The 20,148-nt window shown below is 58.8% G+C and carries 18 protein-coding genes and 1 pseudogene; 7 read left to right on the top strand and 12 right to left on the bottom strand.

The annotated features are described in order from the left end of the window. Nucleotides 1–18: 18 nt before the first annotated feature. The 10 genes from ACNJX8_RS18220 to lpxK form a co-directional block, all read right to left on the bottom strand. Nucleotides 19–1,005 carry an amidohydrolase family protein gene (locus ACNJX8_RS18220; RefSeq protein WP_439361570.1) on the bottom strand — a complete coding sequence of 329 codons (987 nt, stop codon included), beginning with the start codon at nt 1,003–1,005 and terminating at the stop codon, nt 19–21. Between the two features lie 36 nt (nt 1,006–1,041). Next, the gene (wrbA, locus tag ACNJX8_RS18215; RefSeq protein WP_439361569.1) at nt 1,042–1,677 is read right to left on the bottom strand and encodes an NAD(P)H:quinone oxidoreductase; all 636 of its coding nucleotides are present in this window, start codon (nt 1,675–1,677) and stop codon (nt 1,042–1,044) included. 279 nt (nt 1,678–1,956) lie between these two features. Next, complete coding sequence (locus ACNJX8_RS18210; protein ID WP_439410343.1) at nt 1,957–2,151, bottom strand: hypothetical protein; 195 nt, start codon at nt 2,149–2,151, stop codon at nt 1,957–1,959. A 5-nt stretch (nt 2,152–2,156) separates the two neighbouring features. Continuing rightward, the gene (locus ACNJX8_RS18205; RefSeq protein WP_439410342.1) at nt 2,157–2,954 is read right to left on the bottom strand and encodes an ABC transporter substrate-binding protein; all 798 of its coding nucleotides are present in this window, start codon (nt 2,952–2,954) and stop codon (nt 2,157–2,159) included. A 68-nt stretch (nt 2,955–3,022) separates the two neighbouring features. After that, the gene (locus tag ACNJX8_RS18200; protein WP_439361933.1) at nt 3,023–3,799 is read right to left on the bottom strand and encodes an ABC transporter permease; all 777 of its coding nucleotides are present in this window, start codon (nt 3,797–3,799) and stop codon (nt 3,023–3,025) included. Between the two features lie 53 nt (nt 3,800–3,852). Next, a complete protein-coding gene (locus tag ACNJX8_RS18195; RefSeq protein WP_439361567.1) occupies nt 3,853–4,596 on the bottom strand; it encodes an ABC transporter permease in 744 nt (247 codons plus the stop codon). Next, nucleotides 4,593–5,444 carry an ABC transporter ATP-binding protein gene (locus ACNJX8_RS18190; RefSeq protein ID WP_439361566.1) on the bottom strand — a complete coding sequence of 284 codons (852 nt, stop codon included), beginning with the start codon at nt 5,442–5,444 and terminating at the stop codon, nt 4,593–4,595. The genes ACNJX8_RS18195 and ACNJX8_RS18190 overlap by 4 nt, the downstream gene beginning before the upstream one ends. A gap of 161 nt (nt 5,445–5,605) precedes the next feature. Further along, nucleotides 5,606–6,925: a M24 family metallopeptidase gene (locus ACNJX8_RS18185; protein ID WP_439361565.1), complete on the bottom strand. Its 1,320-nt coding sequence runs from the start codon at nt 6,923–6,925 to the stop codon at nt 5,606–5,608. 147 nt (nt 6,926–7,072) lie between these two features. Then, a complete protein-coding gene (locus ACNJX8_RS18180; RefSeq protein WP_439361564.1) occupies nt 7,073–7,321 on the bottom strand; it encodes a hypothetical protein in 249 nt (82 codons plus the stop codon). A 63-nt stretch (nt 7,322–7,384) separates the two neighbouring features. After that, complete coding sequence (gene lpxK / locus ACNJX8_RS18175; RefSeq protein ID WP_439361932.1) at nt 7,385–8,347, bottom strand: tetraacyldisaccharide 4'-kinase; 963 nt, start codon at nt 8,345–8,347, stop codon at nt 7,385–7,387. Between lpxK and ACNJX8_RS18170 the strand changes: the two genes are divergently transcribed. Then, nucleotides 8,250–8,669 carry a hypothetical protein gene (locus ACNJX8_RS18170; protein ID WP_439362079.1) on the top strand — a complete coding sequence of 140 codons (420 nt, stop codon included), beginning with the start codon at nt 8,250–8,252 and terminating at the stop codon, nt 8,667–8,669. The two genes, lpxK and ACNJX8_RS18170, sit on opposite strands and share 98 nt — an antisense overlap. Here ACNJX8_RS18170 and ACNJX8_RS18165 read toward each other — a convergent pair. After that, nucleotides 8,626–9,129 (bottom strand): hypothetical protein, encoded by a 504-nt coding sequence (locus ACNJX8_RS18165; RefSeq protein WP_439361563.1) that lies wholly within the window; start codon nt 9,127–9,129, stop codon nt 8,626–8,628. The two genes, ACNJX8_RS18170 and ACNJX8_RS18165, sit on opposite strands and share 44 nt — an antisense overlap. Nucleotides 9,130–9,531: 402 nt before the next feature. Here ACNJX8_RS18165 and ACNJX8_RS18160 point away from each other — a divergent pair, with 402 nt between their 5' ends. From ACNJX8_RS18160 to ACNJX8_RS18140, 5 genes are all read left to right on the top strand, one after another. After that, a complete protein-coding gene (locus ACNJX8_RS18160) occupies nt 9,532–11,076 on the top strand; it encodes a carboxylesterase/lipase family protein (protein ID WP_439361562.1) in 1,545 nt (514 codons plus the stop codon). A gap of 408 nt (nt 11,077–11,484) precedes the next feature. Next, nucleotides 11,485–13,641, top strand: a complete 2,157-nt coding sequence (locus tag ACNJX8_RS18155; RefSeq protein ID WP_439361561.1) for a molybdopterin cofactor-binding domain-containing protein — start codon at nt 11,485–11,487, stop codon at nt 13,639–13,641. 346 nt (nt 13,642–13,987) lie between these two features. After that, nucleotides 13,988–14,866, top strand: a complete 879-nt coding sequence (locus tag ACNJX8_RS18150; protein WP_439361560.1) for an SDR family oxidoreductase — start codon at nt 13,988–13,990, stop codon at nt 14,864–14,866. A 647-nt stretch (nt 14,867–15,513) separates the two neighbouring features. After that, on the top strand, nt 15,514–15,999 hold the full coding sequence (locus tag ACNJX8_RS18145; RefSeq protein WP_439361559.1) for a (2Fe-2S)-binding protein: 486 nt from the start codon (nt 15,514–15,516) through the stop codon (nt 15,997–15,999). Further along, on the top strand, nt 15,996–18,122 hold the full coding sequence (locus ACNJX8_RS18140) for a molybdopterin cofactor-binding domain-containing protein (protein ID WP_439361558.1): 2,127 nt from the start codon (nt 15,996–15,998) through the stop codon (nt 18,120–18,122). The genes ACNJX8_RS18145 and ACNJX8_RS18140 overlap by 4 nt, the downstream gene beginning before the upstream one ends. A gap of 719 nt (nt 18,123–18,841) precedes the next feature. Here the strand turns inward: ACNJX8_RS18140 and ACNJX8_RS18135 are convergent. After that, nucleotides 18,842–19,138 carry a hypothetical protein gene (locus ACNJX8_RS18135; protein WP_439361557.1) on the bottom strand — a complete coding sequence of 99 codons (297 nt, stop codon included), beginning with the start codon at nt 19,136–19,138 and terminating at the stop codon, nt 18,842–18,844. 662 nt (nt 19,139–19,800) lie between these two features. Here ACNJX8_RS18135 and ACNJX8_RS18130 point away from each other — a divergent pair. Next, nucleotides 19,801–20,058, top strand: a pseudogene (locus tag ACNJX8_RS18130) (hypothetical protein); the annotation flags it as partial. Nucleotides 20,059–20,148 lie beyond the last annotated feature (90 nt).

Here is a 20,148-nt window from a genome sequence, read left to right as displayed (position 1 = left end):
CGGCTCGCATAAGCGCTATTAGCCCGCGGTACTCGGAAGGTTGAGCAGTGTCTCTGCGTTGCCATGGGCAATACGCTGTCTGTCCGACGCGCTAACAGGAAGGTTATTAAGGAACGATCTCCCCTCCTCCATCGACCCATAGGGATAATCCGTAGAGAACATGATCCTGTGCGCGCCGACCTCGAGCAACACATTGAGAAATGTCGGCATGAAGTTGAACCCGCCAAACGTGTAATGCAGGTTTTGGCGCAGATAGTCGGCGACCGGCCGCCTAAGTTTTGTCATTTGCTCGGGAAAGGACCGGTTCAGCCGCTCGATCATGAAGGGTATTCCCTCCCCGAGATGGCCGATGACCACCTGGAGCGCCGGATAACGGTCGAAAACACCGCCGAGAACCAGCCGGAGAACGTGGGTGGCGGTCTCGATGTGCCACCCCCAGGCCTTCCCTGCGAACACGCTCGAGATTGCTGGAGGGAAGCCGCCGTACAGCGCGTTGATGACCGGCTCGGGCGGCGGCGTCGGATGGAGGTAGATCGGAACGCTGAGGCTCTCAGCGCAGGAAAGAACCGGACTGAAATAGGGATCATCGAGGTAGCGGCCGCGAGCATGACCGTTGATATTGGCACCTTTGAAGCCGAGTTCACGAACGCAACGATTGAGCTCGATTGCGGCCTGGTCCGGAGACTGGATCGGCAGTGATGCAAAGCCCGCCAGACGGGTCGGATGAGCTGCGATCGCGGCTGCGAGGTAGTCGTTTGAGTCCCGTGCGCATGCGATTGCTTCCAGAGCATCGGCTTGTTCGACCCCGGGAGAATTAAGAGAGAGGACCTGCATGTCGATGCCGGCAGCATCCATCTCGGCGATCCGCGCGTCTCCGATATTCATCAACCGATCGAACAGTTTTGCTGCGCCCGGGCCTTGTCGCATGCGTTCTGTGCTGGCCTTGCCAAGGCCGGAAACGAACATCGGCGTAACAAAGTGCTCTTCAATTGCAATGACGCGCATTTCGCCCCCTCCCAAGTCTGACAATCAACGCAACATCTAACCGAGCGTGCGCCCCCGGACTAGCCATGAGCCAAGAGTGGCAGCTCGCTCGCCCAACACGGCTGCGCCCTCAAGATCGTCCGCGCTGGGCCTCACCCGAGCGCCGGCGGGCTTCGTCGTGGCGGTCGCACCATATGGTGCGGCAACGAGATTGAATATGGGATCACTGTAGCCGGGGGTCACTACAATCATGCCGAGATGCATCATGCTCGTCAGAATACCCATCAGGGTCATCTCATGACCTCCGTGTACCGTGGAGGCCGACGTAAATGCTGAGCCGACCTTGTTTCGAAGATCTCCTCGTTGCCAGTTCTCGCCGAGACGGTCGATGAACCGCTTCATTTCGGCCGACATTGAGCCAATGCGTGTGGGCGCTCCCATCAACACGACGTCAAACGCGCTTAGATCGTCTGGCTGTGCGACAGGAAACTGTTGAATCTCTGCGAAGGCGGCCCCGGTATGTCGGTGCGCAAGCAATTCCGCTTCATCCGAGAGCTCCGGGACGCGATAGACCTTCGCGGAAGCGCCCTGGACTCGCCTAGCCCCTTCGGCGAGCGCCTCAGCGATGCGCACGGTATTCCCACTTCTAGAGTGGAACACAACAACCACCTTTACGCCATTGTCACTCGGCATTTTAACCTCTCATCCGGCCGCATTGCGGGAAGTCCTCCAATTGCCGGAAAACCGCAAACTGTCGCAGGTCGCCCCTATTTATCGTTCCGAAGCCTTTCGGTGAGGGTCCCACGGGATGAAGTCGACGCGGCAGCGCTTCTGTGGGGACCTGCCCGTTGCGTCCTTGCCAGCCCGACCAGGCCATCTGCTTCCCAGTCCCCACTTCCCGCGCTACCGGAGTAAGAGTAAGGCCGAAAAAGGATAGTGCTCCAGCTCGCTGGTTCCCTTTCAGATCGCCTCTCACTCCCGCTTCATCGCCGCCTCGACCAGGCTCAGATCCATGGCGTCCGAAAGATTGATAGGCTGCTTGATAATCTCCAGCTTCTTCATCAGCTCCAGGTTGGCTTGCATCGCGGCCACGTTCGGCATCATGTTGGGGTCGCGATAAAAGTCTGCCTTGGTGAAGAGCCACTCCTGCCAGGCCGTTTCAGGCATTTTCGTCACTTTGCTGCGATCTTGACGACTTCAGCGTGATTGGCCGGATCCGAAAACCAATGCGCGACCCGCCGCATGTCGGCGAGAAAATCGATCAGCGCCGCGCGGTTCTTCTCTATGAAGGTCTTCTTTGCCACCCACACGATGGACTGACATTCTCCTACAGCATCCGCAGCTGTGAACAATACGCTGGTGCCGTCCCGAACCTCTGGCTGCGCCGAAAATGGGCGGGTCACGGCGATCAAGTCCACCTTTCCACTCTTTAGCATCGCGCCCATCGTCGGAGCGGCGGCCTCGACAATGTTCACGTCTTTGCGTTCGTCGATGTTGTTCTTGCGCAGCATGGCAATGAGAAGCATGTAGTTTGCGCTGCCGCGCGCGCTGACGGCGATGGTCTTACCCTTGAGGTCCGGGATGGTACGAATGTTGCTGCTATTTCGAACGAGGAATTCTGTCGAATAATACTCAGGTATCCCGTCCTGCAGCTCACCAGCGATAATGCTGACGTCCTTCACCCCGTTTTCGTAGGCGACGGCGAAACCGGTGGTCGAGATGTCGGCGATATTGAGGTCGCCGGAGGCAAGGCCCTGAAGAGCCTCGGAGGTTCCGCGGAAATGCGTCACCTCCAGCTTGTAGGTCTTGCCGTTGTTTTGCATCAGGTCCTTCTTCTCGAGTACGATCGAACCCCAGTTGGTCACCGGGACAACCCATGACAACTTGATTGTCACGGGTTGTGCATTCGCGACTGCATGCATCGACAGTACCAAGCTTGCCACGGCTGCGATTCTCGCGAGCAGCATCATGTCCTATCCTCCCGTTGATTGTCGCCTTCAGGCGACGATTGTCCCTTGCACGCCGGATGCCGATCCGGTCACACCGTCGTCGGTGCGGCTGCTTCCTGATGCCAACGAAGCAACTGCCGACGCAGCGTGCCCAGCATCCTGATCAGAAGAAAGCCGAGCACGGCAACCTCAACGATGCCTGCGAAGACCCCTTTGGAATTGGAGTAGCGGGACGCATTCATCATGTCCGCTCCGAGGCCGGCCCCGCCGGTCAGCATCTCAGCGACGATACATATGATAAGCGAGAGCGGCAAAGCTACCTGTAGCCCTGTTAATACTTGAGGAAGGGCCGCCGGCAGCAACACATCCCAGACCAGTTCGGTATCGTTTGCGCCCATGCTCCTTGCAGACCAGATCAGATCCCGCTGAACTACTGTAGCGGCGGCGATCGTCGCCGTGAGCACCGGCAGGACTGCATCGATGACGATCATCGAGAGCTTCGTCGCATCACCGAAACCCAGCCACAAGACGATGATCGGCAAAAAGACGATCTTCGGAATGGGGAACGCGATCGAGATGATAGGGTCAAAAAACCACCGAATAGTCCGATTGCGAACAATCAACACGCCAAGGAAGATCCCGATAGCACTGGCGATCGAAAAGCCTACCATTGTACGGTAAAGGGTGAGCCACAAGCTGTACCAGAGTTCGCCCGATATCGCGCTTTCGTAGATAGTTGCGACCACCGAGCTGAACGACGGCAATTGAAACGGCGAAACCAATCCGCTCCTGGCGAACAGCTCCCAGGAGATCACGAGCGCCACCAACGCGATCGCATTGCGTCCAATGTTCGCAACGCTTGCCATCACGGCCAAAGTTCCGACCGAGTCTTGCCGAGACGAGGCCCCCTGAATGCGCGCTAGTCGCGCCATAGTAGAAGTCTCCGCGTGAACATCTGATACATACGATCAAACCCAAAGCCTAGAAACGCGACGGTGATGATCACCGCATACATCGGAGCGTAAGAGCCGGCTGACCCATAGTAACCGATCAGGTAGCCGAGCCCGTCGCGGCCTGAGATCAGCTCGCCCGCCACCAGTAGCACGAACGAGAGTGCCAATGCGGTACGAACTCCGTTGAGAAGCTCGGACAGCGCGCTTGGAGCGACCACGTCGAACAAGACACCGAGCCTTGATGATCCCATGCTGCGCGCTGACCAGATGAGCACCGCATCGCTCGATCGTGCGCCGTTGTAAGCACCGATGGTGATTGGGAGCATGCATCCGAGAAAGACGAGGAGCACTTTTGATGCATCACCGAATCCGAGCCAGATCGAGGTCACCGGGATAAGGGCCGATTTTGGTACCGGATAAAATATCTGCACCAGCGGATTGACGATCGCATTCAGCCCGCGCGACCAAGCCATCAAGATCCCGAGACCGCCGCCGAACGCAATCGCAATCGCAAGGCCGGATCCTGCGCGCTCAAGTGAGGCAAGAGCATTGGACGGCAGCTCGCCCTCGCGGACCAGCTCGACCAGCGATACGATTACCGTGCTCAAGGGCGGCAGAATGTACGTCGAGACAAAGCCCGCTCGCGAGACTCCCTCCCATATCAACGCGATTATGAGCAGCGGAGCGTAGTAGACGATGGTGCGTTTCATCGGGCGGCAGCTTCCTGAGCAAGCCTGGCTTCCGCTCTGACCAGTTCCTGGAGCTCGTCGACCTTCGCGACGAATTCGGCGCTGCGCACAAACGCCGGATCGGACCGGTCGAATTCACAGGGAACGATGGTTTTGATACGGCCAGGGCGGGCCGACATGACCACCACGCGCTGCGAGAGATACGCAGCCTCCTGCACATCGTGGGTCACGAAAATAACCGTCTTAGGTGACCGCCGCCAAATACCCAGCAACTCATCTTGCATCAGGCTGCGCGTCTGGGCGTCGAGGGCCCCGAACGGTTCGTCCATCAGAAGGATCTTGGGGTCAATCGCCAGCGTACGCGCGATCGCCGCTCGTTGTTTCATACCGCCCGACAGCTGCGAGGGAAAGCTGTCCTCGAAGCCGGCAAGACCAACCAGTCTGATGAATTCTCGAGCTCTGCTTTCGGCGTCGCCCCTCGACATGCCCTGCTTGCGCAGCCCGTAGGTGACGTTCTGCAATACCGTTCGCCAAGGGAATAGTGCAAAGCTCTGGAAGACAACACCTCTGTCCGGCCCCGGGCCGCTGATATTGCTGCCATCTACGGAAATGCTGCCTTTGACGACAGGCAGAAAACCACCGATCAGGTAAAGCAAGGTGGACTTTCCGCAACCCGACGGCCCTAGCAGGGATATGAATTCGCCCGCCCTGATGCTGAGAGACACGTCCTGGAGCGCGACGACCGGCCGCTTATTCGCCGGCACATAGACGTGCTCGAGATGTTTCACCTCGACGCTGGAGAGCACGGTATCGGCACAGACCGGCGAGCCTTCGGTCGGCAAGCCGCTCCCAACATGCGTATCGAGCATGCTTACACCACTTTCTTGAGGAAGCTCGGCTCGCCGCAGCGGCCGGTGTACTCACGGGCCTGCAAATCAGAGCAAGCCCCGCAAGACTCGAACCGAGAGGCGTTCTCAAAAATAGGCATTGATCACCTCCAAGACTGGATTTGCTGCAAACGCGATGACGGTTAGGCGATCTGGGCCAACTCAAGGGGCGTATTGACGAGCACCTCGGCCTCCTTGTCGCGAACAACCATGAAATCTGCCAGCATCACCCCGACATCTACCTTCCAATTTGAATCATGCAGGTTGATGTTGTTCCCGAAAGCCATCCCAACTTCGAGCTCCATATCGTCAACCCGCGCGCCGTTGATGGCGTCAACGCCGTACCCGCTCGGATAGACGACGCTGGGGTGTTCAGGCGACGCCGTTCCCATGGCATGGAAGCCGAGTTCGACCCAGTCGAGTCCTGCCGCCTCCGCCGGCTTTCGGATCATTGCAACGGCCTCACGAATCGTCCGGCCCCGCGTCAGTGCGGTCTTGCTGGCCTGTAGGCACTCGACCGCGACGTCCCAGATGCGAAGCAATTGCTTCGGCGCCTGGCGACCAAGATATACCGTGTATTCGGTATGGCAGCGATAGCCGCCGTACTTGGTGTGCAGCTCCGATATGATGATATCGCCCGAAGCCAGAGGGCGCATGGTCGGCGCGATCGGCTGATCCGACCCATGCAGGGTGTGCCACAGTTCGTTTGCGGGGTGCTCGACGGGACCAGCCGCCCAAAGATTGAAGATGTTGGGCTCGGCGCCGTTGGCGATCTGCGTCTTGATCATCTCTGCGAACACCACCGCCTCCGGTACTCCCGGTCGCGCGGTAGCGATCAGGGCGTCTACGGCCTTGCGGGCGATACCACCCGCCTTGCGTAGCATGCCGATCTCCTCTTCGCTCTTGACGACGCGCATCTCCTCAATCAGCCAGCTGGCATCGACAAAGGTCGCACCCGGCAGCGCCGCCTTGAGAGCCTCGACCTCCCGGTGCAGCAAGGTCGGGGTGCGCTGGATGGTCGACGAAAACCCGACAAGCCCAATTCGCGCGCGGTCCAGGCGGCGACCCCGTAATTCGTCGACGATACCCGGTATTCCAGCGCGCCCACGAACGTCGGCAACCCAATCCTGGATCGCCGCGAAAGGATTGAACGGTCGGTTCATGTGAATGATGCCGGTCCAGACAACCGGATCACCTATCGCAGGGAAGAGAGCATCGCCCCCGATCTGCGCGTCCAGCTGAAACATATACCTGAGATTTGCCATGCCCATGCCGAAGTAAATGTCGTTGCCAAGGAAAACCAGGGCATCCAACTCGGCAAACATCATCCTGCTCCTGGCCTGAGCCCATCGCCTATCCCGCTCGGCAATGCTGAGATGCGGCACATACTGCTTGAGGGCATTTGTTGGTACTGCATCTGAAGGAATCGCGCGCGCAGTTGGCTTGAACGCCGGCATCGACATGGGAGCCTCTCAACAAATGAAGAAGTGGGGGCAGCATCCGGGGCCTCAGCGGCCCGGGCACCACGAAATTGTAATATGTCCGATTTTGATATATGTCAAGAATGACGCGCGGTGGCCAACCGCTGGCCCTTGCCGTGAGCGCAAAATTCAGCAAGCTGCGAGGCGCAGGCTGACAAGAGAATGTCTTCGCACTCGATCGAGAATGGAACCATTCTCAAACTTGATTGCGGTGCCGATCATTTCCCCGCCGGTCATCCGTGCGTATTTGCCACGCGCATATTGCTGCCGCTGCACGGTGCCGAATACGGCAGCCGCATCGCTACAATCATCGCAGTGCTCAGAGCTGCCGTGAAGGGCGTTTAAAGCAGCGAAGAAACTCTCGCAGGCAATCCGCATGGGCAGCTAGCGACATTCGAACGCGCCAAGCTTAGCCGGAACCGGCCAGCTTGAGGACGCCGCTCAGCCTAGGCGACACCGTTCGCGCGCCTTGTGCAGATAAGTGCTGATCGCTGCCCGGAGCCCTGCGGGATCGTCGAACTCAAGCTTGACCGGGAACGGCACTGCTTGGTTGTACAGGCTGCTGCCCAGCAGTCGCACAAGATCCTTTTCAGTGGTCACGAGCGTGAGCCGCTCGCGGTTAGCCCTGACCGAGAGCGCTTCGATATCGGCCTTGGAGAACATGTGGTGGTCTGTGAAGCGCTGCGTGCATGCGACGTCGATGCCGCTCAACCGGAGCGTTCGGAAAAAGCGCTGGGGATCGCCGATGCCGGCAAATGCCAGGACCCGCTTTCCGAGCAGCTTGGTGACGGTGGCGGCGTCAGGCTTTAGACGCGCGCGCAGCACTGGCTTGTCACGCGCTGCGATATCAGCCGCCACATAATCCGCGGACTGACCACCGCCGATCAGGACAAGCGCATCTGTCCGCGCCAGCTGCGGTTTCAGCGGCGCGCGCAGCGGACCTGCGGGAAACACGCGGCCATTGCCGAGGCCACGCTCACTGTCGATCACGATTAGCGCGGCATCCTTCATGATGCGCGGGTCCTGAAAGCCGTCGTCCATCAAGATCGCGGTGGCGCCCTGAGACGTGGCGAGCGCGACGCCATCAAGACGATTTCGCGCCACCGCGACCGGCACCTCACTCACCAGCATCAGGGGCTCATCTCCGACGTCGGCGGCGTTGTGACGATCGCGATCCACCATTACCGGCCCCCTCAAACGGCCACGGTAACCGCGGCTCACCACAGCTGGGTTCTCGCCGAGCTCACGCAAGAAGCTCGTCAGTGCGCGCACGGTCGGAGTCTTGCCCGCGCCACCGGTGTGATAATTGCCGACACAGATCACGGGGATGCAGGATTCGAAGTTCTGTCGCGCCATACGCCGTGCGGCGATCTCGCCGTACAGCCAGCCCAAGGGTCGCAGCATATGCGACAACGTCGAGCGTGGCTGGTACCAGAAGGCCGGCTCACGCATTGGCGTCTCCGCTCTCGATCCGAAAGCACAGCGGATCGGGCTTGATCGCGGCCATGATATGACCGAACGCACAGACGAGCTGCTCGACGACGCCGCTACCGATGCACCGCTTGTTATCACGTACGCCAGGACGGGCCGGCCGTTGATCTCGTTGCCTGACCTGTCGCCCCCGCCTGCTAGCGTTGCGCGCGCCGGCCTGGCTATCAAGCGGCTCGTCGGCGTTCGCCATGTTAAAGACCTTGCAAACTGCGGGCGGCACCGGCCGTTAGCTTGATGGCCTCGTTCGGATTCTGCCCCCTATTGTGGACCAGCGGCGCGGCCAACAAGACGAATAGCGAGAGAATATAGAACAGGCCCGGCTCGCCGACGTCGGTGACGCAGATGTCGGTGCCGGCAGTGGCCAGGCTCGAAGTCGCGACTAACCTCGATAAGCCGGAGCCCATATTCAGATGGCTCGGCTCGATCTCAGTAAGAAGTTGCGGGAGGAATCGGACCAGGATCGAATTGGCCGCGACCAGCCCCTCCTCTCCTCCAGGCTGGGGCGACGTAGCGACGATGATCGAACCGCCAAGCCTCATCGCGCTGAGACAGTACCGTCGATACGCCGCGACCGCGGGAACGAGGGCAGTAACATCCACCTGTTGATGATCCGGATTGCCCGCGGTGTGCTGCGCGCCGCCTGGATCAGATTTGATCATACGTCCCTTGATGGTCACCGTCTGGGGTGCTTCCATTTTCGATGATCAACACGCTACGTAAGAGAGGCAACTGCGTGGCTTGTGTAAAAGGGGCGACGTCGGCCGCAACGCCGGTCGCCGCGACCGCAGCTCGGAACCCGGCTTGGACATTACAAATCTCAATGGAGAGGTCGAGTTATATTAAATTGCAATACGTCCGATTTTGTAATATGTCAAAAAATCAGGCGACGCCGAGTGTGGCTCCCCGTTCGTCTTTAGAGAGTCGATTTTCACAAGTCCTCACCTCGCGAACGGCCGGGAAAGCAGCGCAATCGTGAAGTGGGAAGGATGAGGTGCGACCTTGCCTCGGTCTTGAGTAGAGCGACCTCATCATCTGCAATCACTCGAGAATAACTCGCAGCGAAACACGGCGCCGCAACGCATTTGAATGGAGGAACGATGGCGTTTGACGCAGCCAACGGGCCGGTTGTCGCAATCGATTCCGGTAACGTCCGTGGGATTTCACAGGAAGGGGCGGAGGTGTTCAGGGGGATACCCTATGCGGCGCCTCCATTGGGGCCGTTGCGTTGGCGACCACCGCAAGCCGCGATCTCTTGGCCAGGCATACGCGCCGCTGACGAGTTCGGCCCAGCGTGCTCGCAGTCGGACGTTCCATTCACGCCACCCGTGAACGGAACGAGCGAGGACTGCCTCACTATCAACGTCTGGCGGCCCTTGGGATCCAATAGGACCAAACGTCCAGTAATGGTGCTCATTCCTGGAGGCGGCTTCTTCAATGGAGGAAGTGGCACCCTCCTTTACGACGGCGCACCATTCGCGAATGCGGGCATTCTTTTCGTGTCCTTCAATTATCGGCTCGGGCGCTTCGGATTTTTCGCCCATCCTTCCCTGACGCAAGCACACGCCAACGAGCCGCTCGGAAACTACGGCTTCATGGACCAAATTGCGGCGCTTCGCTGGGTTAAGCGCAATATCGCAGCATTTGGTGGCGATCCGGAGAACGTGACAATCTGCGGCGAGTCGGCTGGCGCGCGCAGCGTTGCGGCTATGTTGATAGCCCCCCAAGCCAGAGGACTTTTTCGGAAAGCAATTTTACAATCGTCGACGCATGGAATGCATCGCGAACCCCCGCTGCATCGTCAGGCGGGAGTGACGCGTACGGGCGAATCGCTGGGCGAGGCCTTCCTGGAAACTCTTCGACTGGGGAGACTCGATGCAGCAGGTCTGCGGGCCTTGCCTGCCGAGACGATCGTCAGCGGGCTCGGGCAAACCTCGCCGCAGCGCACAACGTTTGCTGGCCCGATGATCGACGGCAAGATCATGACTGACTCGTTCGGACGGGCTTTCGAGACAGGAGGGTTTACTCCTGTTCCGATCATCATTGGCACGACAGATTACGAAGCAAGGGTGTTTCTTGGAGGCATCGATCTTGACGGGCTGCTGAGCGGTTTGGGCGACAATCGTGAGCCTCTGCTGCAGGCTTTTACATCGCTCTACCCAGAGCCGGAGCAAGCCGCCCGCTTGTTGACCGAGGCGCTCTACTATGAACCAGCTCGCGCGATTGCCCGCTCCTTCGCGAAACTGAGGCAGCCTGTCTATTCGTACCGCTTTTCGTACAGGCCACATGCCCTTCGCGCAAAGATTGCCGGAGCTCTGCATGCATCCGAGCTGCCGTTTATGCTCGACAACCTGTCGCAAACTCCCGCGACATCGATGGGACCAGACTGGACGAGCACCCTCTTTAACGAACCTCTGACTTTCACCGAAGACGATCGGAAGATGGCAAAAGCCATGAACGCATACTGGATCAATTTCGTGAAGACAGGCAATCCGAATGGCCATGGCTTGCCACGGTGGACTGCTAGTTCGACCGAACCTGACGCCATCATGAATTTCCGCGAGTCGGGCGCGATAACCGAATCTGACCCCACGACTGCGCGCCTCGACATGTTCGAATTGGTCAATCGCGCTCTACGGTCCTAACGCTTCCAAGCACCTGCGTAACCAGCTCCCGGCACCATCAGTCTCAAGAGCAAGATATGTCGCAATTCCAAAAGCGATCGCTGTTGTATCGATTGCCGCCATCACCCTCCGTCCATCAGGACGTCACTTCGCAGTTTGTAGCTCATTTCGCCAATTGCACGAAATATTCAGCGCATTAAGCGCACAACCTGCATGTCGACGGCCGGAAAACGACAAACATTTGCTTGGCCTACAAGATATCCTCTTGGCACCTGCAACGCACGAACGAGGTCCGCATTTTCGGAATTTTATGCGGAACCGTATCGCGGCGTCGTGAGATAGCGTCGACGGCAAATGATAGACGCGTTTCATACAAGTTGGTGTTCTCGCTACACAACGTCCTTCGGCCAAACATAGAGAGATAGTGCGATGAGCGTTCAAGAACTTCCTTTCTCGCGCAGAACGTTCCTTCAGGGCGTCGGCCTCGTCATTGGCTTCGCTGTGATGCCGAAGGGCATGGCCCGCGCTGCGCTTTTAGACGCGCTTCCAGACGGCTCCGCCGGTTCTTCCATGAATTCCTTCGTGAAAGTGGGACCGGACAGCACCGTTACTATCCTCTCAAAGCATCTCGAATGGGGTCAGGGCATCCACTCAGGTTTGGCCGCTCTCGTTGCCGAGGAGCTCGATGCCGACTGGTCGCAGATGAGGGTCGTTCATTCACCTATCGATGACAAGGTCTACGCCAATCTCATCCTGGTCAGCCGGAACATATTCTTACAGGGAACCTTCGGTTCTTCCGGTATAGCCAACTCGTATGAGCAATATCGTAAAGCCGGCGCCACGGCCCGTGCCATGTTGGTGGCTGCGGCGGCGCAGGAATGGGTGGTACCGGCCGCCGAAATTACGGTTTCGAAGGGCGAGATCGGGCACCCGGCCTCTGGAAGGAAGGGCGGCTTTGGCGCATTCGCGGAGCAAGCGGCAAAGCAGACCCCGCCCGCCGATCCAGTGCTGAAGGATGCCAAAAATTTCCGGTTGATCGGACGGGAGCTTCCACGGCTGGACCTGCCAGAGAAAACGACAGGCAAAGCGGTTTTCACCTTGGATCTCGAAGCGGACAACATGGTGGTGGCATTGGTCAAGCACCCAGATCAATTCGGGGCCAGCGTGCAGTCGTTCGATGATTCAGAGGCGCGTAAGGTCCCGGGCGTGGTCGATGTGAAGGCGGTCTCCACCGGCGTTGCGGTTTATGCGACAGATACCTACACGGCTATCAAGGCGCGTGACCTGCTCAAGGTCGAATGGAATCTGTCGAAGGCAGAGACGCGCAGCTCCCAACAATTGGCCGCCGCCTATGCCGAAAAACTGGGAGAAGCAGGTATAGACGCCGTCAAAAAGGGGGATGTCGACAGAGTGTTGGCGGAGAAAGGCGTTCGGACGCACGAGTCACGCATTCTATTTCCGTTCCTAGCGCACGCGCCGATGGAGCCGATGGACGAACTGTTCGTGCCACGAGCCGATGGTACGCTCGACATATTCTGCGGCTCGCAAATGCCTGGCGTCGATTTGAAGGCCGCCGCCAAAGTGCTCGGGATCGATCCGTCCAAGATCCGCCTCAAGGCTCAGCTCACCGGGGGCGGATTTGGTCGCCGGACTACCTTCGGTGGCCCCGACATGGGCTACGCCGCAGAGGTGTTCAAAGCGGTCGGAGGAAACCGGCCAGTCAAATACTTCCATACCCGTGAAGACGACATCCGAGGAGGTTCCTATCGGCCGATGTTTCTCCATAATTTGCGAGGCGCCATTGACAGCAAGGGCATGATCGTCGGCTGGGATCATGCGATTGTCGGCCAGCGTCTTACTCCTGGCGAAGATGTTGAGCACTTCATGGTAGAAGGCGCCGACGATCTGCCCTATGCCATCCCAAATCTGAGAGTAAGAGCCCACAATGTTCGTCTGGCCGTTCCGCCCATGTTCTGGCGCTCGGTCGGGCACACACACACCGGATTTGCTGTCGAGACCTTCGTGGACGAGATGTTGCAGATGGCAGGCAAGGATGCCGTGCAGGGCCGCCTCAGCCAGCTTGCCGACGAGCGCGACAAAGGCGTGCTGAGGCGCGCAGCGGAGATGGCAAACTGGGGCAAAACCCTCCCTGAAGGCCATCAGATGGGCGTTGCAGTGGTCAAGTCCTTCGGTACGCATGTCGCAGAGGTCGCCCAAGTGTCGCGCAATTCCGACGGTACGCCCCGCGTGCATAAGGTCTGGTGTGCGGTCGATTGCGGCGTTGTCGTCAACCCGAATTCGGTTAGAGCTCAGATGGAAGGTGGTATCGCGTTCGGATTGGGCGCGGTCCTGTTCAGCGAGATCGCACTGGCGGATGGGGGTAGCGTTCTACAGTCGAACTTCCATGACTATCGCGTGTTGCGCATCAATGAGATGCCCGAGGTAGAAGTGTCGATGATCAATTCCGGCGAGAAGCCAACCGGCGCCGGCGAACCTGGCGTGCCACCGGTCGGCCCCGCCGTCGCGAACGCTTGGCGGAAGCTGACGGGAAAAACTGTCCGGCGACTCCCGATCGTAGAGACTTAAGCAGTAGCGGAAGGGCCCGTCGGGCTGATGCCCTCTACCTGAACATCAGCCCGACTCAACTACGGCCATGGCTAGCGAGCACGCCACAATACGGTGACAGCGCCGAATACAACAATTCGCTGCTCTTGCGAGCGATACGTGCGGAGGCGAGTCTTGCCCTCCAAAAGTTCGTCGCGCGAACCTTACGGAATCTCCTCCATGAGGGTGCTTCCGCGTGGACGTTTGCCGGATTGCGCGCCGCCTTCATAGCGCGGCCAAGTGACTTGGTTGATCAGATCGACCACCCCTCGACGGAACCATTAAAGTGGAGGCTTCCAGTTTGAAAGACCATAATGGACAAAGAGGGATGTTCTCCAAGCGTAGCCATCCGGATAATCGACTAGTTGTCGTCTTCGGCGCTTCGGGCATCAGCGGTGGATACGTACTGCGCGCTTTACGTGCGGCTGGGTTTCGGACGCGAGCGACGACGCATACCGAATCAGGCGCCAAGATAATCGGCTGCTCTGCGGACCAAGTGGTTCACGCGGACCTCTCAAATGCGGAAACAGTCAGAGCGGCTCTCCAAGGCGCGGACGCAGTCTATTTGATTCCCCCAGCCATGGTCAGTGCCGAAACCCACTATGCTATAACCGTGGCGCGTGCGGCTGAGAGCGAAAGGATCAGGAAGCTCGTATACGTATCGGTCCTTCATCCGCATACGCCCGGTCTACGCCATCACATGCGAAAGGCCGAGGCGGAAGCTGCAATCCGTAGTAGCTCGCTGAGTTGGACGATATTGCAGCCGGCGATGTACGCCCAGGTCGTATATCGCTCTTATGGCGGCAACTCGCCGGCAGGGCAGGTTTCGATTCCGTTCAATCCGGACCGACTATTCGCGCTCGTCGATCTACGTGAGCTGGCTGAGGTCGGAGTCAAGTCGATTACAGAGAGGGGTCACGAACACGCCAGCTATGAACTGAGCAGCACGCAAGGTTCGATGGCAGATATGGTGCGCACGATTGGTCGCCTGCGCGGCGTATCGCTGAATCCGGTTCAGATCCCCACGTTCGAGGTAAAACTGACGCCCCGCCTCGCCGCCCGCTCTCCGGAAGGATTAGCCGACTGGCACGCCATGAACGAGCACTACGACCGACACGGCTTTTTGGGCAACAACAACGTTATGCGCATGCTCTTGGGGCGCGAGCCCGCAACGTTCGAGACAATTGCACGCAGCCTTGCTTCATGACGCAGAACTCAACGGCTGCGGTTTAGGCCGAGCCAACTCGTGGTGGATGGGAATAGGACAACCTTCTGAGTCGTCGATTTGCACGCGGTGCCGGGCGGCGCCTGCTGATGGCCGTCCGTCAGCCCGCTCGCCAACGCACTTGCAATTCGCTCGCACACAACCGGCTGGGACGCTCGCAAATATATTGACACAAACAAAATCGTACATGTACTATTTTTATGAGCTGCAGGGTTGCCATCGGCCCAGGATTGTAAGAGGTCGCAGAGAGTTCCACGGACTGCGATCCGCCGGGTCGATACGCAAGTCGGCTGGCCGCTAGTCCTGGAAAGAACGTGTTGCAAGTCGAAGGAAGATGGTTGGGTCGAGGAAGTGCACTTAGGACCACGATGGCGAGTGAGCAATGAACCTATAAGAGAGCGTGTTAAAGGGAGCTCTCATCTCCAAGTATGGCGCGACTACCGAAACCTTCGGCATGCCCGCCGGAGGTTTCTCTGTATCCTGGAGTAGGCTCAATTTGGCCGCAGGCACTCGATCCGGCGCTACTGCGCAGCAGGCGCGCTTACGGAGAGAGACCTCCTCTCTTCGTGACGGACTACATTGAACAGCGGCCTCGTTACTATGCAGGTAAATTAGGTGATGGGTGAATAGTGACAGTTGAATTGGATCTCAACGGGCGCATCGCAAAGCTCGACATTGCTGAAGACACACCGCTTCTGACGGCGCTGCGAAACTATCTGGGGTTGACTGGAGCGCGGTTTGGTTGTGGCCAGGAGCAGTGCGGCGCTTGTATGGTGCTCGTCGATGGGGAGCCCATGTATTCATGTACGATGTCGGTCTTGCAATCTGTTGGGCGGTCGGTGACAACTCTGGAAGGCCTTGGCAAGCTCGGAGAGCCACACGCACTGCAGCAGGCGTTTCTCGAGGAACAAGCTGGACAGTGCGGCTACTGCCTGTCCGGTATGATGATTTCCGCGAAGGCGCTTCTTGATAGGCGTCCTCGCCCCGATCGCCAAGAAATCCGGGCCGCCCTAGAGCCCAATCTATGCCGCTGTGGGGCGCACCTCAGAATTTTGCGGGCCATCGAGCGCGCGGCAGAGCTCCTCGCCCGAGGAGCGGAGAAAGCCGCATCATGATTTCCAACGATCTTCCGTCGATTTTGGTCGAAAATCCGTGGCTCGACCAGTGGATCACGATCAAACCGGGCGGAAGAGTCCGCTTCGCGACGGGCAAAGTGGAGCTGGGGCAAGGCGTGATAACTGCGCTTGCTCAGCTAGTTTCCGAAGAAATGGACGTCTCGCCGGACCGGCTCGACGTCGTATCAGGCGACACCGACGGATGTCCTGATGAGCATTATACGGCCGGCAGCATATCGATAGAGAAGTCTGGGGCTGCCGTCCGGTTGGTGGCCGCCGAAGTCCGCGAGATTTTTTGCAACCGAGCCGCGCAGCAGCTCAATTGCCAAAACGACGCGATTTCGATTGTGGACGGCGCGTTCCTGCGTGACGGTCAAGAGACGGGCGAAAGCTATTGGAGCTTGTCTGGTGTGGTCGATCTTCATCGACCCGCGACCGCATCCGCCAAGGTCAAGTCGGCGGCCGGCTTCAAGGTAGTCGGGACCAGCCTGAACCGGATAGACCTTCCCGCGAAGGTCTTCGGCGCAGGGTTTATTCATGACGTGTCGTTTAAGGGCATGCTGCATGCGCGCGTGCTGCACCAGCCTTGGCCAGGTGCGCGGATCGAACGGCTCGAAGGAACCAAGCTGCCGAAGCGCTATGTCGATGCGGTCGAGATCGTGAGGACGGGGGACTTTGCTGCGCTCGTTGGAGAGCGGGAAGAAGACGTCGTAAGTGCTTGGCAGGCTCGCGAACGCTTCATCACCTGGACCGGCGGAACTCCTCTGCAACGCGGCGACGACGACTCGAGCGCCCTACGCAGGCGGACCATCAAGGCTCGCACGTTGGGCGATGAAGAGAGCAAAGAGGCTGAGATCGCCGCCAGAACAGTCACCGCGACTTATTCGCGGCCCTGGCTTGCCCACGCCTCGATCGGACCATCCTGCGCACTCGCCCTTTTTGAGGCTGGGCACCTTACTGTCTGGACCCATGCGCAAGGTGTGAATCCACTCCGTAAGGCGATCGCCACCGCGCTCACCCTGGATCCTTCTGCGGTTAACGTCATCCACCGCCCGGGAGCGGGCTGCTACGGACACAACGGGGCCGACGACGCGGCTTTCGAGGCCGCACTGATCGCATGCTCGAAGCCCGGCGCGCCTATCAGGGTTATGTGGATGCGCGAGGATGAGATGACCTCATCTCCCCTTGGTCCCGCCGCGGAAGTGACGATCAATGTAGATCTTGGCAACGATGGCAAGCCGCTCGCATGGGGGGTGGATATCTTGAGCCCAGTGCATGGCACACGGCCGGGCATGGGGGGGCGGGTTAACTTTCTGAGCGCGCAACTTATGCCAAATCCGCCCTTGCCGTCCGCACCAGTCGATATATCCGATGCCAGCGGTGGCGGTGGTATCCGCAATGGCTTTTCGATCTATGAGATTCCTCGGCAGCGCATCCTGCATCGCCTTGTGACCGATCCCCCGGTACGCAGTTCGTCTATGCGGGGATTGGGAGCGCTCGCGAATGTATTCGCCATCGAGTCAATGATGGACGAGCTGGCGGAGCTTTTGGGACGAGATCCCGTGGACTATCGACTAGACAATCTGTCCGATCTCCGTGGGCGGAAGGTAATCGAGGCGGCGGCTGCGATGGCCGGGTGGCGCGGACCGGGAGAGGTCGGGAGCGGACGGGGTCGAGGCTTCGCATTTAGCCGCTACAAGAACCGCGCCGCGTACGTTGCCGTGGTCGTCGACCTTTTGGTCGACGAAGAAATACGACTAGAGCGTTTTTGGATTGCAGCAGATGCCGGTCTCGTCATCAATCCTGACGGCGCGATCAATCAAATCGAAGGCGGAGCAATCCAAGCGGCGAGCTGGACAATCAAGGAGCGCGTACGATTCGAAGACGGGGTCATAAAGTCGAACGCTTGGGAACACTACCCGGTGCTGCGGTTCAGCGAGATACCGGAGATCGAAGTCAAGCTAATCGGCAGTCCAAAGGATCTGCCGCTGGGTATCGGCGAGGTAGCGCTCGGTCCGACCGCAGCTGCGATCGGCAATGCGGTTGCTGTCGCCCTTGGCGTCCGTGTCCGATCATTGCCTTTGAGCAGAGAACAACTGATGCGTGCGTTGCTCGAAGCCTGAGATATCCCCCACTCGCGCTTGCGACTGCAACCATCACCTCTCGCGAAAGCTACCAAGAAGACGCCGACAGATCTGGTAACCGACTCAAGGAGCAACTCGGTGGGACGCCCCGTTGGCCTCCGCCGTTTTTTCCGTACCCGCAGCCTTGAAGAAACGTGTGATCGAGGTCGAGCTCGAGCAAAGTTAGGAAGAGCGCCCTTCATACCTTCACACGGGCTGCCGAGTACTGTTGGCCTTCATTCCCCGGCATGCCAAGGCGAAAGTGTCCGCATTGTGTGGCTTCTGACCAACATTTGCGATTGTCGCCATAGTTTTTGGGCTCAAAAGCTACGCTTGCTGAGCAGCCCAATTTGTCGTTCGTAACCTGATGACGGGTCCATTCCGCGGTGAGCCGGAGCCAAAAGGGAGATGCTGGCGGGGCGCCTAGTAAGTCGCCCGCCTCAAGGCGCTCTTAGGGCCGTCGGCACGGCCAGACTGATAGTAGCTGCAATCTGAGAGCCTAAGTTAGTCCGGCGCCTCAAACTGGGTTTTTGGAACCACATCTAAAGCTCGTTCTATGTCAAATCACCTCACCCGCATGCGTCGGGCTGCAATGAATATCGCGGCCCTTTGGTACTCGCGTCCGAATGACCGAGCGATCTTACATGTAGGTTTCTCCCAAGACTGGGCTGCGGAAGGCGCGCAGCCCTTTTTTTCCTAGACGGCAGCAATCGAGGTTTTCAGGCGAGAGCGCGGTTCAACATATCACACCAGACCTTGGGTTGCTTGATCATGACTCCTTTCGGAGTGCAGCTCACGTACTCAAGCGCTGCCAATCTGCCCGTTTTTCGGCGAACCGTTTCTTTCGGGATTCCGAGCAACGTCGCCACGTCGATTAAGCCGATCGGCGTGAGTTGAACAACACAATTCGTAGTCGTCGTGCAAAGATAACCGATCGCGAGGAAGATGAGCACCTCATCGGGGGTAAGACCCAGCCGCTTCCGGGGCGACGAAAATAGGCGCAGTAGTCGAACCATCTTCTCCCGGCTCTTCTGAATGTCCCCTGGCCAACAATGGCCCCCATCAAAAGCCGACTGCTCCAGCCCGCGCTCCTCGTCGGTCTGATCTACACTTCCTCGAACTACAAATGATCTGTTTCTTCCCATGGCATCCCGGGCCAGCGTATCAACTGTGCTTCCTCTTTGGTCCGCTTCACGACTAGGACCAGGACTCGATCGCAACAGGAGGCGACTCGGGGACATTTGCTTCTCCCGCGTGTGGGGTCGAGGCGACCAATGCATTGGGGGCTTCCTCAGACCCAATAGAAATGAAGCGACGTTTGGCCGTCCAGCACAACTATATGGACGGACTAGTTCCGGCCGAAGCCGCATCGTAGAAGTCAAACCAGCAAGGAAAGATGGCACTTGCAGGCAGCTTATTGATTTGCATTTTCGCGAACGACGGCATTTGAGATTCCTCTCCTCCTAGCCAGCCTCTCGTTAGAACATGCACATTTTCACGAAATTATGATACGACCGAAATTAGTTTCTGTCCAGTCTACGGGTATTTTGGAAGGCTGAGCGCGAACGAACGGGTCCGACGGATGGGTGGTTCGAGCACATTTCCGGCTGAAAGCGCTCAGACGCGCAATCTTCGCGGGTAGAAAGGCATTGGCGTTTAGGCAGCGAAGCGCTGACATGACGGCGGCATCTGCAAATCAAGCAATGCGGCAGAACGCGCGCTGCGCGGCTTTGCCCCCGAACGTAGTCCAGGCTCTTCACGCGCTCTGATCGTCGAGCCGCCCGCGCCGCGTTCATGCACCTCTTGGATCATCATGACCGCGCACCGCAATGACGTCGATCCGCAAGCCTGGCCGGCGGACGACCTCGCCGGCATTGCCACACTCTGCAATGCCGGAACGATGAACGGGCATCGAAGGGTTCAGTCAGCGACTTAATCGGCTTTCTGGGTGCGACTATTGCGCGAAACTAGGGTAGCCCTGGCTGACGCGCGGATGACCGCGACCATCAAATCAGTTCAATCGCCG

This window comes from Bradyrhizobium sp. SPXBL-04, assembly GCF_051853035.1.
In the GTDB taxonomy this organism is placed as follows: Bacteria; Pseudomonadota; Alphaproteobacteria; order Rhizobiales; family Xanthobacteraceae; genus Bradyrhizobium; species Bradyrhizobium zhanjiangense.
Note: the sequence above shows the minus strand (reverse complement) of the source record. Positions and strands in the feature narration are given on the sequence as shown.

What these genes read in the sequence shown, in the direction of transcription:
- ACNJX8_RS18185 (WP_439361565.1), bottom strand. Translation starts at nt 6,925, where the DNA reads ATGTCGATGCCGGCGTTCAAGCCAACTGCGCGCGCGATTCCTTCAGAT.
- ACNJX8_RS18220 (WP_439361570.1), bottom strand. Translation starts at nt 1,005, where the DNA reads ATGCGCGTCATTGCAATTGAAGAGCACTTTGTTACGCCGATGTTCGTT.
- ACNJX8_RS18140 (WP_439361558.1), top strand. Translation starts at nt 15,996, where the DNA reads ATGATTTCCAACGATCTTCCGTCGATTTTGGTCGAAAATCCGTGGCTC.
- ACNJX8_RS18195 (WP_439361567.1), bottom strand. Translation starts at nt 4,596, where the DNA reads ATGAAACGCACCATCGTCTACTACGCTCCGCTGCTCATAATCGCGTTG.
- ACNJX8_RS18165 (WP_439361563.1), bottom strand. Translation starts at nt 9,129, where the DNA reads ATGGAAGCACCCCAGACGGTGACCATCAAGGGACGTATGATCAAATCT.
- ACNJX8_RS18135 (WP_439361557.1), bottom strand. Translation starts at nt 19,138, where the DNA reads ATGGTTCGACTACTGCGCCTATTTTCGTCGCCCCGGAAGCGGCTGGGT.
- ACNJX8_RS18200 (WP_439361933.1), bottom strand. Translation starts at nt 3,799, where the DNA reads ATGGCAAGCGTTGCGAACATTGGACGCAATGCGATCGCGTTGGTGGCG.
- lpxK (WP_439361932.1), bottom strand. Translation starts at nt 8,347, where the DNA reads ATGCTGCGACCCTTGGGCTGGCTGTACGGCGAGATCGCCGCACGGCGT.
- wrbA (WP_439361569.1), bottom strand. Translation starts at nt 1,677, where the DNA reads ATGCCGAGTGACAATGGCGTAAAGGTGGTTGTTGTGTTCCACTCTAGA.
- ACNJX8_RS18180 (WP_439361564.1), bottom strand. Translation starts at nt 7,321, where the DNA reads ATGCGGATTGCCTGCGAGAGTTTCTTCGCTGCTTTAAACGCCCTTCAC.
- ACNJX8_RS18210 (WP_439410343.1), bottom strand. Translation starts at nt 2,151, where the DNA reads ATGCCTGAAACGGCCTGGCAGGAGTGGCTCTTCACCAAGGCAGACTTT.
- ACNJX8_RS18155 (WP_439361561.1), top strand. Translation starts at nt 11,485, where the DNA reads ATGAGCGTTCAAGAACTTCCTTTCTCGCGCAGAACGTTCCTTCAGGGC.
- ACNJX8_RS18160 (WP_439361562.1), top strand. Translation starts at nt 9,532, where the DNA reads ATGGCGTTTGACGCAGCCAACGGGCCGGTTGTCGCAATCGATTCCGGT.
- ACNJX8_RS18205 (WP_439410342.1), bottom strand. Translation starts at nt 2,954, where the DNA reads ATGATGCTGCTCGCGAGAATCGCAGCCGTGGCAAGCTTGGTACTGTCG.
- ACNJX8_RS18190 (WP_439361566.1), bottom strand. Translation starts at nt 5,444, where the DNA reads ATGCTCGATACGCATGTTGGGAGCGGCTTGCCGACCGAAGGCTCGCCG.
- ACNJX8_RS18150 (WP_439361560.1), top strand. Translation starts at nt 13,988, where the DNA reads ATGTTCTCCAAGCGTAGCCATCCGGATAATCGACTAGTTGTCGTCTTC.